At 62.3% G+C, this 16,454-nt stretch carries 15 protein-coding genes; 12 read left to right on the forward strand and 3 right to left on the reverse strand.

The window, feature by feature from the left end; genetic code table 11:
- Positions 1–7: 7 nt before the first annotated feature.
- From ACPPVQ_RS03935 to ACPPVQ_RS03955, 5 genes are all read left to right on the forward strand, one after another.
- Complete coding sequence (locus ACPPVQ_RS03935) at positions 8–970, forward strand: fumarylacetoacetate hydrolase family protein (protein ID WP_426518842.1); 963 nt, start codon at positions 8–10, stop codon at positions 968–970.
- A 130-nt stretch (positions 971–1,100) separates the two neighbouring features.
- Positions 1,101–2,051, forward strand: coding sequence for a carbohydrate ABC transporter permease (locus tag ACPPVQ_RS03940; protein ID WP_426518844.1), 951 nt, complete (start codon positions 1,101–1,103; stop codon positions 2,049–2,051).
- Between the two features lie 2 nt (positions 2,052–2,053).
- On the forward strand, positions 2,054–2,875 hold the full coding sequence (locus tag ACPPVQ_RS03945) for a carbohydrate ABC transporter permease (protein ID WP_426518846.1): 822 nt from the start codon (positions 2,054–2,056) through the stop codon (positions 2,873–2,875).
- Between the two features lie 22 nt (positions 2,876–2,897).
- Complete coding sequence (locus ACPPVQ_RS03950; protein WP_426518848.1) at positions 2,898–4,076, forward strand: DUF4185 domain-containing protein; 1,179 nt, start codon at positions 2,898–2,900, stop codon at positions 4,074–4,076.
- Entirely contained in the window at positions 4,076–4,849 is a 774-nt protein-coding gene (locus ACPPVQ_RS03955) for an SDR family NAD(P)-dependent oxidoreductase (RefSeq protein ID WP_426518850.1), read from the forward strand. The genes ACPPVQ_RS03950 and ACPPVQ_RS03955 overlap by 1 nt, the downstream gene beginning before the upstream one ends.
- 535 nt (positions 4,850–5,384) lie before the next feature.
- Here the strand turns inward: ACPPVQ_RS03955 and ACPPVQ_RS03960 are convergent.
- The 3 genes from ACPPVQ_RS03960 to ACPPVQ_RS03970 form a co-directional block, all read right to left on the reverse strand.
- Positions 5,385–7,190 (reverse strand): recombinase family protein, encoded by a 1,806-nt coding sequence (locus ACPPVQ_RS03960; protein WP_426518852.1) that lies wholly within the window; start codon positions 7,188–7,190, stop codon positions 5,385–5,387.
- A 591-nt stretch (positions 7,191–7,781) separates the two neighbouring features.
- Entirely contained in the window at positions 7,782–8,051 is a 270-nt protein-coding gene (locus ACPPVQ_RS03965; protein ID WP_426521391.1) for a tyrosine-type recombinase/integrase, read from the reverse strand.
- A gap of 460 nt (positions 8,052–8,511) precedes the next feature.
- On the reverse strand, positions 8,512–8,754 hold the full coding sequence (locus tag ACPPVQ_RS03970) for a hypothetical protein (RefSeq protein ID WP_426518854.1): 243 nt from the start codon (positions 8,752–8,754) through the stop codon (positions 8,512–8,514).
- Between the two features lie 402 nt (positions 8,755–9,156).
- On the opposite strand from ACPPVQ_RS03970, the gene ACPPVQ_RS03975 reads away from it, so the two are divergent.
- The 7 genes from ACPPVQ_RS03975 to ACPPVQ_RS04005 are packed head-to-tail and all read left to right on the forward strand — an operon-like array spanning position 9,157 to position 16,453.
- Complete coding sequence (locus ACPPVQ_RS03975) at positions 9,157–10,293, forward strand: Gfo/Idh/MocA family protein (protein ID WP_426518855.1); 1,137 nt, start codon at positions 9,157–9,159, stop codon at positions 10,291–10,293.
- Positions 10,286–11,401 carry an ABC transporter ATP-binding protein gene (locus tag ACPPVQ_RS03980; RefSeq protein ID WP_426518857.1) on the forward strand — a complete coding sequence of 372 codons (1,116 nt, stop codon included), beginning with the start codon at positions 10,286–10,288 and terminating at the stop codon, positions 11,399–11,401. The genes ACPPVQ_RS03975 and ACPPVQ_RS03980 overlap by 8 nt, the downstream gene beginning before the upstream one ends.
- Before the next feature lie 32 nt (positions 11,402–11,433).
- Complete coding sequence (locus tag ACPPVQ_RS03985; protein WP_426518859.1) at positions 11,434–12,528, forward strand: ABC transporter substrate-binding protein; 1,095 nt, start codon at positions 11,434–11,436, stop codon at positions 12,526–12,528.
- Position 12,529: 1 nt separating this feature from the next.
- Complete coding sequence (locus ACPPVQ_RS03990) at positions 12,530–13,465, forward strand: ABC transporter permease (RefSeq protein WP_426518861.1); 936 nt, start codon at positions 12,530–12,532, stop codon at positions 13,463–13,465.
- Complete coding sequence (locus tag ACPPVQ_RS03995; protein WP_426518863.1) at positions 13,455–14,315, forward strand: ABC transporter permease; 861 nt, start codon at positions 13,455–13,457, stop codon at positions 14,313–14,315. Before ACPPVQ_RS03990 ends, ACPPVQ_RS03995 begins: the two co-directional genes overlap by 11 nt.
- Positions 14,308–15,303, forward strand: a complete 996-nt coding sequence (locus ACPPVQ_RS04000) for a sugar phosphate isomerase/epimerase family protein (RefSeq protein WP_426518865.1) — start codon at positions 14,308–14,310, stop codon at positions 15,301–15,303. The genes ACPPVQ_RS03995 and ACPPVQ_RS04000 overlap by 8 nt, the downstream gene beginning before the upstream one ends.
- Positions 15,304–15,328: 25 nt before the next feature.
- Positions 15,329–16,453, forward strand: coding sequence for a Gfo/Idh/MocA family protein (locus tag ACPPVQ_RS04005; RefSeq protein ID WP_426518867.1), 1,125 nt, complete (start codon positions 15,329–15,331; stop codon positions 16,451–16,453).
- Position 16,454: the final 1 nt, after the last annotated feature.

Consider the following 16,454-nt stretch of genomic DNA (forward strand, 5'->3'; position numbering starts at 1 on the left):
CCACGCGGTGCTTGTTCAGCGCCGCAGACCGAACCGGCATCCCGTCCACGAGACCCGAACACGATTGATTGGTCGCAATATGAGTAAGAGAATTGTCCGCTACCGCACCGCGAACGGGGCTGTGGAAATCGGCGTTCGAGTATCCGATCAGGTTTTCCCGATTCCTGTGGACACGCTCGGCGGACTGCTGATGGAAACGAAGCAGGAAATCGATCGGATTGTCGGCCAAGCTATTTGGGAAGGTGAACCGGCAGAGAGCGGGATTCAGCTTCTCCCTCCCGTCGACGGGCGGATGGAAGTCTGGGCGGCAGGGGTGACCTACCGAAGGTCGAAGGACGCCAGAGTGGAGGAAAGCACTCAGGCCAGCGTCTACGAACTCGTCTATGACGCGCAGCGACCAGAGCTCTTCTTCAAGGCGGCACCGTGGCGCGTCGTCACGAACTTCGACACCCTGTATATCCGAAACGATTCCGAGCTCAACGTGCCAGAGCCGGAGTTCGCAGTCGTCGTCAACGCCGACGGCCAGATCGTCGGCTACACCATTTGCAATGACATGAGCTCTCGCTCAATCGAGGGTGCGAACCCGTTGTATCTCCCTCAAGCGAAGGTGTACGACAACAGTTGCTCGCTCAACGACGGCTTCGTGTTGGCCGACGATGACGACGAACCTGACCGAGCAATCGTGATGGAGATCCTTCGCGAGAACGAACTGGTCTGGTACGGCCAGTCCAGCACATCGCAACTCAAGCGCGCGATCCCTGACCTCGTCAAATCGGCTCGGTCCAACCTTGACTTCCCGGAAGGATTCATCCTCTCCACCGGAACGGGCATCGTCCCCGAACTCGAGTTCACGGTTCGACCTGGCGACATCGTCGTCATTCGGATCGACGGGTTGGGAAAACTCATCAACCCCATCTCGATACGGCCAGCTCGGGAGAAACAACAATCAGAAAGCCTCGTGACATCGTGACGCGCACCGAGAAGTATGTAGGTGCGCTCGACCTAGTCAATATCGGGATTAGCTCGACCATCCGGTTGCCGGAGGAACGGCCCCGGCAAGCTTCAGAGGTGGCAACGAGTCGAAGCAAGGGTGGCAGGCCATGACCCAACAATTGGTGAATACGACGTCGGCGACGCATTCGACACCGAGGCGAGCTGCCAACAAGGGCGCGCGCCGCCCATTTCGCCGAATCGGCGTCAACGCGGTTTTCGTTGGCCCGGGCGTCATCCTTCTGGGCGTGATGTCCCTATACCCGATCTTCATTCTGGTGCGGATGAGTCTCAGTAGCGTCGACATCTCGAACATCGTGGGCGACTGGCCGTTTGTCGGGCTACAAAACTTCGCCGACCTGTTTGCGTCGACCACGTTCCAGAGCGTCGTCGTACAAACCTTGTTCTTCGTCGCCTTCGTGCTTGTGGCGACGATGTTCGCCGGGCTTATCGTTGCACTGGCATTGCGCCCTTCGCGTGGATTCCCACTCGTGACCCAGACCGCCCTCATTCTGGTTTGGACGCTACCGCCGGTGATCGTCGGGCAATTGTGGAAGTTTCTCCTGTCGTCGCAAGGCGCCCTGAATCAGGCTCTTCTCGCGCTGGGTCTCGTGGATCGTCCTATTCCGTTCCTCGCACAACCCTCCACGGCGCTGGCTGCGGTTGCCGCGGTGACGGTGTGGGTCGGAGTGCCGTTCGCTGCCCTGGTCATCAAATCGGCGATGCTCGACGTCTCGGTCGAGATCCTCGACGCGGCAAAGGTTGACGGCGCGAACAAAGTACAGGTTCTCACGCGGATCATCATTCCGATGATCCGGCCCACCCTCCTGATTCTCGCGGTACTGACGATCGTCGCTGCCTTCAAAGCCTTTGACCTGATCTACACCATGACTAAAGGTGGTCCGGGCACCAGCAGCTCCACCATTCCCTACCTCGGATACATCACGGCCTTCCCGGGGTATCAATTCGGCCATGCTGCCGCGATCAGCGTCGTCGCAATGATCATTGTTGTCGGGCTGGCGATCGCATACATCGCCGCAGTTCGGCGAGAGGAGAAATAGCCATGGAGCTGCACTCGAGACACCGGTTGGCTTCCACGATCGGGGTTGCCGCGATCTTCGCGCTCTATGTCATCCCGCTTGGCCTGATCGTCCTCGCATCCTTCAAGTCGAACAGCGATGTCGTCAACAATTCGGCGGGGCTGATCTTCACACCCACACTGAGCGCCTATCAGGCGGTCTTCACCCCTGCGTTCTTCCTCGCACTCCTGAACTCGGTCATCATCGCGGGTGGCACGACCCTTCTGGTTCTTCTGGTCGCGACTCCATTGGCGTACGTCTTGTCAAGGACGCGCGCCGCTTGGGGGGCGCTGGTGATCGGTATCCTCATCGCTCTTCAGATGACACCGGCAGCAACCGCCGTCATCGCACAGTTCCAGGTGCTTGCCGGCCTCGGGCAACTGGGTACCACCTTTGGCGTCATTCTCGCGATGAGCGCGACCGCCGTGCCCTACGCCATCCTCATACTGAGACCGTTCTTCCTCTCGATTCCACATGAAGTCGAGGAAGCAGCGCAGGTTGACGGCACCGGTCCGTTCCGGATATTCGGGCTGATCATCTTCCCGCTCGTGCGCAATGGGGTCTCGCTGATCGGCGTGCTGATTTTCATCGGAGCCTGGGGAGAGTTCCTCTATCCGATCTCGTTCCTGAACAACCAAGCACAATTCCCGCTAAGCGTTCTGATCCTTCAGCAGCAAGGATTCTATGGAACGCAGTGGAACAACCTGATGGCGCTCGCCATCCTCGGCGCCATACCAACGATCGCCATTTTCGCCGCCGTAGCACGCCGATTGACCAGTGGTCTTGCACTGGGTGTCGGCAAGTAGGCCTCGAGAGAAAGAAGACAACGTGATCGACCGCAGGTCCGATCCCATGGCGACCGGCTGGAATCAGAATGCGCCACGCGATGCGCCATTTGCCGCTTCGCTGACCCATCGGGGCATTAAGGCAACCGGCCGAATCGCTACGTACACGATCGCCGATACCTGGTATCCATCTTGGGGAGAGGACGACAACCTCTATAGTCCCTTTACCGACGGCGAAGTGCACGGCATCCGGTCGTGGAGTGCCGGCGAGGACGCAACCACCGGCCACGCCGTCATCAGCGGCGCGAACCCCCTCTACCTGGACATCCATCACGTGGGGGTAGCCTCGGCGTCCCCCGGTCCATACGGTGGTCGGTATCCAAGCGCCTGTCTCAATCTCGACGGGGTCTGGTACTACGGCACATATTGCCTTGCCGATCGCGGACGTGGACTCAATTGGGACCTGTTGGGCCCGTTCGTCGGGTTCAGGACGTCCACCGACATGGGAGAGACATGGAGTGAGACGCCGCACACTCCCGAGAGCAGCCTGTTCGGCGAATCCGGGTTGGCGGAAACCCCGATTCGAATGGGGGCACCCCACTTCGTAGACTTCGGCAAAAACATGGCCGAGTCTCCGGACGGCTACGGCTATCTTGTTGGGCACGGCAGCCGGTCATCGGATGCGCAGTTGAGTTGGATCTCCGGCGACGAGGTCTTTCTTGCTCGGGTCGTTCCCAGCGTTGAAACTATCAATGACCCAGCGGCGTGGGAATTCTTCGCCGGTCGTGTTGATGGAACGGACCGCTGGGCGAGTTCGGTAACAGAAGCTGAACCCATTGCCTCGTGGCCACGGCATATGGGGTGCGTGACAGTCACCTATATTCCTGCTGCCCGGAAGTATGTGATGTGCGTGACCGATGGTTGGCCCACCATCAAGGAAATGGATTCGTATCTTCTCGAGGCGGATTCGCTCACCGGTCCATGGCGGATGGTTGCCTACATGGAAAACTTCGGCAAGCAGGCGTACTTCCTCAATCTGCCGTCCAAGTTCATCTCCTCCGACGGCACGCGGGGTTGGCTCTGCTATTCCGCCAATTTCACCAGTGACATAATTCATCCTGTGATCGAGGTGGATCCAGCGGGCAGCCAGTATGCAATGTGCCTGATGGAAGTGGAATTTACGACCATCGGACACTTTGCACTCGAGGACGGTGACTCCTGATGCTGCCTAACCTTCTGGATCTTTCCGATCACGTCGTGCTCATCAACGGAGGCTGTGGCGAATTAGGCGCAGCAATCACGGACAAACTTGTGGACGCCGGGGCGTCAGTTCTCGTGAACGATATCCTGCCGGAGAGCGAGGCGCAGAGTCGATTCCGGGGCAGGGATCGGGTCGAATACTTTCGGTCATCGGGGTCGACGCCGGAGGCCGCAAAGGAACTCGTGCAGCAATGTGCTGACCGCTTCGGTAGCCTTCCAGACACGGTCCTGTGCCATGTGGGGCTCGTTGAGTCGCACGAGATCGACCGGTTTCCGATCCAACGGTTTGACGACATTATGAACACGAACGTTCGAACCAACTTTCTCTTGGGCCAGGCGGCGGCGGACGCATGGAAAGGTTCGGAGCGGTCAGGCCATCTCATCTTCACCAGCTCCTGGGTAGCGGAGACGCCATGGCCGGGGATCGCGCCGTACGGGGCGTCGAAAGCGGCCATCAACTCGCTGACGAGGAGTTTCGCCCGCGAATTGGCGGCCGATGGCATACGGGCCAACGCCATTTCGCCTGGAATTGTCGGGGCGGGAATGGCAAAGCGCCAATGGGACACCGAGCCCGACTACCAGCGCAGGGCAAGTAAGGCGATTCCACTCGGGGAACTGCAAAGCGTCGACTCGGTGGCCAATGCGTTCTTGTTCCTCTGCAGCAATATGGCGAGCTACATGACTGGGAGCGTCCTCGTCGTCGATGGGGGATGCGGACTCTATCCCATGGATTGATTCGCAGCCTCATCGGTTGGCCAGCTGCAAATTGGCGCGTGAACGGTGGGGTAGCCAAAACTGTGGCCGACGTCATCGTCAACCCGGATATCGTCGACGAGTATCGGGGATCGTCGACCCGGTCATCACCCGACGGCTCGCAGCCTGTACATCGATCAGGTGTGCGAGTCGCCGGCGCTCCGCTTTGCGCACACTTTGCGCACAATCGAGTGAGGTCCTAGGTGGTCGGAGCGGGTTGAACGGGCACCAACATCGTTGATTTTCCGCGGGTTTTCGCAGCCGAGCCACCATCGTCAAGGGCACGGATAGAGTTCGAATCCCACGCCCTCAGTCGCACGACGCAGACCCATGCTCGTCGTCGCATAAGTAGGGCCCATCTCTTGGCCGGTCGTCGGTAGCTTGCTTATGGATTCAGGTGTCTGGCGGCGCCGCGGCTCGGCGATCGCGTTGAAGACGTCCGACGTCGTCGCTGCTCGTGCCATGCCAGCAATCTGTACCCATAGCCGTACGCGTGGCTCGACGACGGTTTGCATCGTTAGTGCGGGTTTGGCGTCCCCAGGTTGCCCGCATGTTGGGTGAGTTCCGCGTCCACGTCGCTGATGCGGAATAGCCATCGTTTGCCTGGCTTGATGGCGGAAAGTTTGCCTTGCTTCCGCCAATTGAGGACTGTGAGAGGCGAGATCCCGCCGAGGTGCGCCGCAACTTGCTCGACTCCAACCCACCCCTCGACACCGTCGCCGTCTCCCTCTGCCGCACGCTCCGGTGCTGCAGACAGTTCGGATGTTGCGTCCAAGTAAAGTCGAGGACGCGAGGAGTGTCCCTCATCTACGACAGGCGCCCGCTCGGTTGAGGCCGTGGGCTCTGCGGCAGCCCAGTACACAATCCGCACGCGCGCGGGAAGCGTGGCCTCCACGTAAGCACCACGGACCTGTTCCCATGTTTCCTGGGACATGTCACGCCGTCGGATCGGGAACCGTCGACCTTCGCCTTTGACGGTAAGTACGTCTACGCGTTCGATGACTGCCTTGAGAAAGTGTGCGCGTCGGACTGGCGTCCATTTCTGCCAATCAAGACCGAACTTCAGATTCTCCGCGAACTGTGCCGTGCCCAAAATCGCATCAACGCGTGCCGTGGCAGACTCAAGACTCTGCCGCAGTCGCTTGGAATGGGTCCGATGCTCCGTTTCGTCAACATCGCCGCGAATGCGGAGGTCATCGAGCCGAAGCTTCTGGATGCGCAAGCGCGCGAGCTCCTCATCGAGACGGGACACGGTGGCAAAGTTTGCGGGTGTCCGAAGGCGCGGCGCGATCGTTCCGGTAGCGATCTGGGAAAGAACCTGACCGAACACGTATCGTTCGAGGCGCTCGTTCTCAATCCTCATGTGGCCACATGACAAACCGTTCGGTGATGCGCGGCGGTCTGGCCCATCAAGAGACCCAAGCGGTTGTCCGCCCAGGCAACCTAGCATCCGATATGGCCTGCCTGTAGCCAAGACCAGGCGGCGACCACAGGTTCCGCAAAACGCCAACCCGCTGCCCATCGTGGTTGCCTCGTGTGGGCCGGTGTATCCTCTGGTCGCCATAACGGCAAGCAGCTTCGCGTACGTTGCCTCATCAACGATGGGTTCCCACCCCAGCACCCCGCCCGTGTTCCGCCCGATCACTGCTGGTCGCTTTATCTTGTCGCGGAGCATGTTGCCATTCCATTGCACGGCATTGCGGGGGCGAACCCCGTCACGGTTCCAATCCCGAGCGATGGCCCGGAACGTGTCCCCACGAATGACGCGGTCGATTGCAGAACGGATCAGCTTTGCCTCCTCCGGAACGATGTAGAGCTTCTTGTTCTCGAGCCGATAGCCCCAGGGCACTGGCCCGCCATGGAAACGTCCGGCTGCGCGCCGCTGGTCAATGCTGGCCTTGACCCGTTCGGATACCCGATCCGATTCCGCGGCGTCCCAGGCGGCGATTGTGCGAGCGACTGCACGACCGTCTGCCGTGTCCATGTTGAACTCGCCCGACGCCACCGTACAAATACGCACCTTGTATTTGACGGCAATGTCGATGAGTTCGTTGTACTCCTGCGGGCGACGCGTGAGTCGAGAATTCGAGTACGCACAAATTGCCGCGAACTCGCCTTGGCGTGCACGCTCGAGCATCGCTCTATATTGCGGCCGCGGCTTAGCTGACTTAGATGAAGCGCTTACATCGTTATCGACAAAGACAACGACGACCGTCATACCGAGGTGTGCTGCAAATTCCTCACACAATGCTTGCTGGCGCTGAACGCCGAGTTCGGTCCCTTCCGGGTCCGAGGAAATACGGCAGTAGATGGCGGCCTGCACACCTCAGAGTGACACAGAGCGTCGCTTTCCGAAGAGGATGTGGCGCATTGCCTGATCGGCAAGTAATCGGCCGTGCACTGTGCAAGATACAGAGGATGGTCTGTGCGCACTTCCCCGAGCTCGCCCTTCTCCGCGACTATCGATTGCATCCGGTCTCCAAACCCAGGGGTGGCGCGATCGCCCCGAGCCGGAATCGGGGCAGGCGCGCTGATCGGAGTGGCCGCCGCCGGCCACCGCCAATGGCTTGACACGCAATAGGAGCGTCATCACATTCATGTGCGACTCGAGTCGGCCTTCATTTGCGAACACTTTGCGCACAACCGAGTGAGGTCGTAGCCGGTCGGAGTGCGTTGAACGAGCCTCAATATCGTTGATTTTCCGCGGATTACCGCACTCAAGTCCGCATCGTCAGGGGCCCGGATAGAGTTCGAATCCCACGCCCTCCGCAAGTAAAAGTGCTGATCAAAGCCGAGTTATGAACCACGAGCGCGCACATTTTGCGCACATCCGGTTCGGCACGAGACTGATTTGTGGGGTTCTCCGAGTTTGCAGGGGTCGAATCATCGCCGGAGGCAGTCAAGACTGGGGCGGCTATCCGGCGACTCTGGACGGCGAATTTTGTCCGACGGAGCGTTTGACGGCGGCATCGATCGCGTCGGCCACCGCGTCGAGATCATCGTCCAAAAGATCGGCATATATGTCGAGCGTCTTCGCGGCCGAGGCGCGGTCGAGCATGCCTTGAAGGGCCTTCACGTTCGCGCCGGCGCTATTTGCCAGGCTCGCAGACGTGTGGCGAAGATGGTGGAAAGTCATCGGCTCAAGGTGAGCGCGGAGCAATGTGGCCTTGAACCAACGCCTCAGCGGAGTCTCGTGTGGGCGAGGACGAGAACGAGCGCTTCGTGCTTGCCGCTTCGCTCTTCGATACTGCGGACCAGGAGGGGATGACCGCGTTCGGTGGGAAGTGACCACCCCTGTTCCGGAACGGCTCACCCAACCCACGGGGAAGCGGTCATAGACCGTTCTTTGGTTGCGCCAACAGCTGCGGGCTGGGTCGATGGTGTGGACGGATAGGACTTCGCCGGCGTGTAGGGCAATGACGTTGACGGTGGTGTCGTCGAGGAGTGCAATGATGCGGGCACCGCGGTGGCCGGCGCCGGCGCAAGGATCGCAGCGGTCTTGGAAGAGGACGCCTTCGAGGTGGATCCGCCAACCGAGGTCGGTGTGACCGCGAATGCGTCCATGTGAGAGGCGCGCGGCGACGTCCACCATCCCGACCAGGATCGTGCGGGCGAAGCGAGTGTCGAAACGTTCCGCGTATCCGCTAATCCTCGTCGAGCCTTGAGGACTTTCGTCGCTCAAGTCGCCAGTGGATCTCGTGGGTGGTGGGATGACGCCACTCCACCATCCGGTACTCGAAGCCCGGAAGCAGCACGATCGGGATGGGGTCGGGCGAGGCTGGGGCGACGACGCCGACGACGATCTTCGCGTCACCCGGGATGAACGGCGACTGCGCGGGCACAGGCGCCGTAAGGATCTCGACAGGGTCACCGTAGGGTCGCGCCATAACCGCACCCTATCACGCCTGAGAATCCACCGAGAGGATGCTTAGGTCGTGCATACGGACGCCATAGACGCCTGTTAGGGTCTGTTAATTCATATCATCCGCTCCGGCCTGGTGTGGGTAGACGCAGTCGCTGGGCAGAGGTCTGGATGGTGCGAGCGCCTCCAATTCCTACGGAGCAAAAGCCCCGCCTCGTCGGTACTCATTTCGACTAAAAGTAATTATGTCTTGACAAACTATCAATTGGCGTCGAAGAATGTACTCGGCTCAAGGAAGCCGGGAACAAGTACCACCAGATCCACCCGCTGAGAATCGCAACGATCGCGATCCCCAGTCCATTCAACGGAGAATGATTTTGCACAACGAGCCCGTTCATCGCACCCCCTGCTCGTCCGGGGTGACAGTATGAAGAACACGAATCCCGCGCCCCTTCGCGCCGCGATCGTCGGCACCGGCGGAATCTCGCGAATCCACGGCCGGCGGATCCAGGATCTCGGCTCGCAGGTCGTCGCAGTCTGCGGCCGCCGCCTTTCCAGCGCAGACGAACTCGCCGCCGACCTCGGCATCCAGGCGACGAACGAAGCCGGCACCTGGACCGCGGGCATCCGCTCGTACGACGACCTGGGCCGCATGCTCGACGAGACCCGACCCGACGTGCTGCACGTCTGCTCACCCCACGGATTCCACGCGGAGCACGCCCTCGAGGCGATCAAGCGTGGCATCAACGTAGTATGCGAGAAGCCTCTGGCGACAACGGTCGTAGACGCACAACGGCTCGTCGACGCGAGTATGGCGGCTGGAGTGCACGCGGCCGTGTGCCTGGTCCAGCGGTCGTACCCGATGACGGCCGAGCTGCGCTCGCTCGTCGGCTCGGGAAAGCTTGGGCGGCTCCAGGCGATCCGCGGGACGTTCCTCTCCTGGGATGCCAACCACGACAACTGGGGCTGGGGTTTCGATCCGGCCATCGCGGGTACCTCCTACGCCACGGCCGACCTCGGCGTGCACTGGCTCGACCTGGTCGAGCACGTGACCGGCTCCCGCATCCGCGAGGTCGAGGCGCGATTCTCGACGATTCGTCCGGTCCGGATCAAGGATGGCGCCGAAGTGGCCGTCGAATCCGAAGACTACGTTCGCCTCTTCTTCGAACTCGCCGACGGCACTCCCGGCTCCGCGGTCTTCTCCGGCGTCTGCGCCGGTGAGCCGAACGGATGCGCGATCGAAGTGGACGGCATGGATGGCGGCCTCCACTGGCGTGCCGACCAGCCGAACGCCCTGAAGCATCGGCGATCGGACGCTTCGCTCGTCACGATCACCAGAGACCCGGAACGGCTTTCGCCCGAGGCAGGAAGGCTCGCGTTCAACCCCGCGGGCCACGCCGAAGGCTTCGGCGACGCGTTCCGCAACCTGATCGGCGACGTCTACGCCGCCATCGGGGGAGAAGAACGGAACTATCCGACATTTGAGGACGGGCTGCGGCTCGCCACTCTCGTCGAGGCGATTCAGCAGAGTGCATCAACCCGGAAGGCGGTCACCATTGACTAATCTCATCGTCCGTGAGGACACTGCGGTTGAACCCGCAGTCGCACCGACATTCACCAGCAACGCCATCGAACTGCGCGGGATCGTCAAGACCTACGGCAGCGAAGTGGCTCTGCACGAGCTCGATCTCGACATCCGCGATGGCGAGTTCTTCTGCCTCCTCGGCCCGTCGGGCTGTGGCAAGACCACGACACTCAACATCATCGGCGGATTCGTCGGGACCACCGGCGGAACCGTCCGGATCGCCGGTGAGGACGTCACGAAGAAGTCGCCGAACCGCCGGCCAGTCAACACGGTGTTCCAGTCGTACGCGCTCTTTCCGCATCTGACGGTCATCGAGAACGTCGCTTTCGGCCTGCGGATGGCGCGCGTCTCCAAGGCGGAACGCACCAGGCGCGCACAGGATGCTCTCGACCTCGTCGGTCTCGGAGCCTTCTCCAGCCGCCCGGTGGCGAAGCTGTCCGGTGGCCAGGCGCAACGCGTCGCAGTTGCCCGTGCCCTGGTCAACAAGCCGAAGGTGCTCCTGCTCGACGAGCCGCTCGGAGCTCTCGACCTCAAGTTGCGCAAGCGGCTCCAGACGGAACTCTCGATCATCCAGCGTCAGGTCGGCACCACGTTCGTGTTCGTCACGCACGACCAGGAAGAGGCCATGGCCCTCGCCGACAGGATCGCGATCCTCAACGAAGGACGCATCGAGCAGATGGGAACCCCGGAGGAGATCTACCGGACTCCGCGCACCCGGTTCGTCGCCGAGTTCATCGGTGAGTCGAACATCCTGAACGGCCGTAGGGTCGGCACCGAATTCGAGCTGGAGAACGGCGCCCGTGTGCCGATCGCGGCGACGGCTTCCGCCGATACGACCGCGCTGGTCGTACGTCCGGAGTCCCTTCGCATCGACGCCGACGGTTTCCTCGACGCCGAGATCGTCTCACGGGCCTACCTCGGCTCCATCACCCGTGTCGTACTGAAGCTCGCCGGCAGCGAACAGCTCGTCGTCTCGACCATCAGCGACCACGCTCTCGAGCACCTCGACGAGAGCACCCTCGAAATCGGTCGGCGCGTCAGGGTCTCCTGGTCCCTCAAAGCCGCCCACCCCATCGCAGAACACTAGAAAAGAGGCATCGAATGGCAAGCGTCAACACAATGAAAATCGATCGCAGGACCCTTCTCCTTGGTGGTCTCGCGGCCGGCGTGGCTCCCCTGTTCCTGTCGGGCTGCGCCCCGACCGGCGCGGCCGCCAGCGCGGGCAGCGGCACGCTCAACTGGCTCACCTGGTCCGACCACTTCTCGAACGACCAGCTCGCCAAGGTCGCCGGTGCGACCAAGATCACCGGTCGTCCCAAGCTGTTCTCGGACAACGCGGATGCGCTTCTGCAGCTGAAGCAGACCGGCAGCCAGTTCGACATGGTGTCGGCCGACGCGCTCTGGGTCAAGAAGTACCGCGAGAGCGGACTCATCGACCCGTTCCAGCTCGATGAGATCCCGGCGAGCGCGGAGCTTTACCCGGAAGCCCGGCAGTTCCCGTTCTTCACGGACCCGCAGGGCTACCTCGGCTTCCCGTTCTCGTGGTCGAGCGTGCAGATCTATTACAACCCCGCCGTCGTCAAGACCCCGCCGACGTCGTGGGCCGACATCACCGACCCGAAGTACAAGGGCCTGGTCGTGGCAGAGAACATCCCCACCGACCTGATGGCCATCGCCGGCATCGCTACGGGGTCGAAGTCGCCCTACGGCCTCGACACCGACGGCATCTCGAAGGCGGCGAACTACCTGAAGGCGCTGAAGCCGAACATGGTCAAGCTCGCCACCCAGAACAGTGAGATCGTCACCATGCTCTCCAGTGGCGCTGCGGCGATCGGCATCTCGAACCTCGGCACCGACCTCCGCGTCAAGGCCGCAGGCGGCCCCCAGATCGAGGCGGCGTACCCGAAGGAGGGCACGATCGGCTTCATCGATTCGGAAATGGTCACCTCCGCCGGTAAGAACAAGGCTCTGGTGAAGAAGTTCATCGGCGCAATGGAGACCCGGGACTACATCGTGCAGAACTTCAAGACGAACGGCCGCCCGCTGTTCAACCAGAAGGCTGCGCAGGTTCTCCTGAACGACCCGAAGTGGGCCGACAGCGCGAAGCGCCTGTTCATGGACCAGCCGGAGAAGGCTCTCGCGATGACCCTCAAGGGACCCGCCGGCGACCAGCAGGCGTACACCGAGGCATTCAACCAGGTGTTCGGCGCATAACGTGTCCACGTCAGAAACCACACTGACCCGGAGCCCGGGGACGACTGTCGTCCCCGGCTCCGGCCGGGTCGCGGCCGCACGGCGCCAGCGCCGGAACTGGCGGCAGTACGTCGGGTTCACCCCCGCCCTCGTCGTGTTCGGGATCTTCTTCGTCGCTCCGCTCTGCCTGATCGTCGTCTACTCGTTCTGGACGACGAAGAACTACAACCTCATCCCGGGGTTCACGCTCGACAACTACAAGACGATCGTCACGACCGACACGTACATCAAGACCTTCGGTAAGACGATCCTGATGGCGACCCTCGCGACAGCAACGACGCTGGCCCTCGCGTTCCCGTTCTGCTACTGGCTTGTGCGGTATGTGCCTGCGAAGCTGCAGCGCCTCCTGATCCTCCTGGTCATCCTCCCGTTCTGGACCAGCTACCTGCTGCGTGCGTACGCCTGGGTCGCCATCCTCGGAGACAACGGCGCCATCAACGTCTTCCTCAAGAGCGTCGGTCTCACCGATCAGCCGGTCAAGTTCTTCCTCTACGACAACCCGGCGGTCTACATCGTCCTGGTGTATCTGTACTTCCCGTTCGCAGCTCTGACGCTGTTCGCATCCCTTGAGCGTTTCGACTGGAGGCTCCTGCGCGCTGCGGTGGACCTCGGCGCATCGCCCATGCGGAGTCTCGTGACCATCCTGCTTCCCCAGATGAAGCTCGCGATGGTCACCGCGGGGATCTTCGTTTTCATCCCGATCCTCGGCGAGTACGTGGCGCCCCAGATCGTCGGTGGAACGAACGGCGTCCTCATGGGCAACCTGATTGCGAACTTCTTCTCCGGTTACCTCCTGCCGCTCGGCTCGGCCGCGAGCGTCCTGGTGGCGCTGGTGATCGTCGTTCTGCTCGTGCTCTTCCGCAAGGGCCTCGACACTAAGGATATTTATGGCGCATGACACTGAGGTCGTAAACCCCAGGGCAAAGATCACCAAGGGTCTGCTCTCCGTCTACGGCGTATGCATCTACATCTTCCTGTTCGCACCGATCGCTGTGATGATCGCCCTCTCGTTCAACAAGTCGAATGTCGTCGGGTTCCCGATGACCGGCTTCACGCTGGACTGGTACCAGGCGCTCACGCAGAACGCCACCATCCAGGGGGCGCTCGCCAACACGTTGTGGGTAGCCTCCTGGGTGGTCATCCTGGCGACGGTGATCGGGACCGCCGCGGCGTTCCCCCTGGTTCGTGCGCAGATCAAGTACCCGGCCGCGGTCCGCGTGTTCGTCACGCTGCCGATCATGATCCCCGGTCTGCTGATCGGCGTTGCGATCCTGGTGCTGTCGACGAACATCCTGCACCTGCAGCCGTCGTTGCCCATCGCGGTTATCGGCCAGACCGTCCTCGCAACCCCGTTCGTCATCCTCGTGGTGTCGTCGCGGCTCGAGACGCTGGACCGCAACTATGAGCGGGCGGCGGCGGACCTGGGCGCGGGTCCGGTGAAGCGATTCGTCTTCGTCATCATGCCGCTGATCTACCCGGGCGTCGTCGCTGCCGCACTGATGGCGTTCACGCTGTCGCTCGATGAGTTCGTCGTGACCAACTTCATCATCGGGAGCGACCAGACGCTGCCCATCTACATCTACAGCCAGCTGAAGTTCGGCATCACCCCGGAGGTGAACGCCCTCGCGACGCTGATGCTGTTGGCGACGGTCACCTTGATCGGTGTGACGGCGCTCGCCCTGAAGCTCATCAAGATGCTGACCGGCCGGAAGGTCCGGAAAGCGCAATTGGAGGAACAGAATGCATAAGCCCGACCGGATCGGGGTCGTCCTGGAGGCGTTCCTTGATCGCCCCCTCGATGAGGTGCTCACCTGGCTGAGCACCGAGGTGCCGCTCGTCACGGCGGTCGAGGTCGGGGCCGGCGGCTATGCGCCGCACCCGCACTGCGAACCGGATGAGCTCCTTTCGAGCGAGCAGAGCCGGACGCAGTGGCTGGGCCGGCTGCGTCGCCACGACATCGAACTGGATGCGCTGAACGTGTGGGGCAACCCGCTGCATCCTGATGCCGAGATCGCGGCCGCGCACGACGGGGCACTCCGACGCGCCATCCGCCTGGCCGGCGACCTGGGCACGAACACGATCGTCGCCATGGCCGGAGCCCCGGCCGCGCTGGTGGGGGACCGCGCGCCGGTCTTCGGCGCCGGCGGGTGGTTGCCGTATCTCGAAGGTGTCCACGAGCAGCAGTGGGAGGACAGGGTCGCACCGTATTGGGCCGAGCTCTCCGAGTTCGCGGCGCGGGTGAATCCGGATGTGCGCCTGTGCATCGAACTCCACCCGGGCAGTGCGGTGTACAACGTCGAGACCTTCGAGAAGTTCGCCGCCCTCGGCCCGAACCTCTACGCCAACCTCGACCCGAGTCACTTCTTCTGGATGGGCATGGATGCGATCAAGGTCGTGGAGCGCATCCGCCACCGGATCGGTCACGTGCACGCGAAGGACACGTCGTTCAACGCGGAGCACCTGGCGCTGAACGGCCTGCTCGACCACCGCTGGCCGGCGAACCCTGCCGAGATGCCCTGGAACTTCTCGGTTCCCGGTCATGGCCACGACGAGCAGTACTGGCGGGCCCTCATCGGCGCGTTCGAGGGGTCGCCGGCGACGACCATCTCGATCGAACACGAAGACCCGTTCGTCGCACCGGCGATCGGTGTCCCTGAGGCCGCGGCGCTCATCCGCCGCGCACTCGACGGGACGGCACCCGGCACGACCCACGAACCCGCGGAACTTTCCGCTTAACCCCGAAACAAGGAGAACCATACTCATGACACGACGACTCAAAGTCGGCGTTGTAGGCGCAGGCCTCATCGCCCAGGTGATGCACCTGAACTACCTCCGCGAGCTGTCCGACGAGTTCGAGATCGCCGCACTGTGCGACATCTCGGACGCGAACGCCGCGAACAACGCTGCCCGGTACAACATCCCCGCCACCTTCTCGGACTGGCGCGAAATGCTCAAGGAGCCGATCGACGCCGTCTTCATCCTGACCTCGGGCAGCCACGCCCCGATCGCCATCGAGGCGGCCAGGGCCGGCAAGCACGTCCTGGTGGAGAAGCCGATGTGCTTCTCGGTCGCCGAGGGCCTCGAGATGCAGGAAGCCGCTCGCGAAGCGGGCACTACCCTCATGGTCGCGTACCCGAAGCGCTACGACCCGGCGTTCGCCCGGTTCCGTGAACTGGCCGTTGCGACCGAGAACCCCGCCCTGATGCGGGTGACCACCTTCGAGTCCCCCTTCATCCCGTACGTGCGCCACTACTCGCTCGCGCCGGTCTCGCCGATCCCCGCCGACGCGATCGCCACCTGGAAGGCGGAGACGCACGCGAGCATCACGCGTGCGATCGGCGACGCCGACCCGTTCCTGCGCCAGAGCTACCACGCCGTGCTGCTCGACACGCTCGTCCACGAGCTCAACACGATCCGAGGCGTCCTCGGCGAGCCGACGAGCCTGGAGTACGCCGACCTCACAACGGCGGGCCTCACGGTCATCTTCAAGTTCGACGAACTGACCGTGTCGATCAACTGGCTCGACCTCCAGGGCGGGTTCACACGCTACGAGATGGAATTCGCCATCTACGGCCCGGACTCCCGTGTGACGCTGAGCTTCCCGTCGCCGTTCCTGCGGAGTGCACCGGCGACCGTCGAGATCGTCGACGGCGAGACCGGCACCGCGGCATCGCGCTCTGTCAGCGAGATCGTGTCGTACGAGAGCTCGTTCAAGCTCGAGCTCAAGGCCTTCCACGGCCACGTCGTCAACGGCACCGAGCCCGTCACGAGCGCGGCGGATGCTCTCCACGACCTCGCACTGTGCGAAGCGATCATCCGCTTCCTGCAGACGCGCGAGCCCATCGAGAACCCCAGCGCCATCGACGCGTCCGTCCTCGTCCACTAGG

This window comes from Leifsonia sp. McL0618 (assembly GCF_049994905.1).
GTDB lineage: Bacteria > Actinomycetota > Actinomycetes > Actinomycetales > Microbacteriaceae > Diaminobutyricibacter.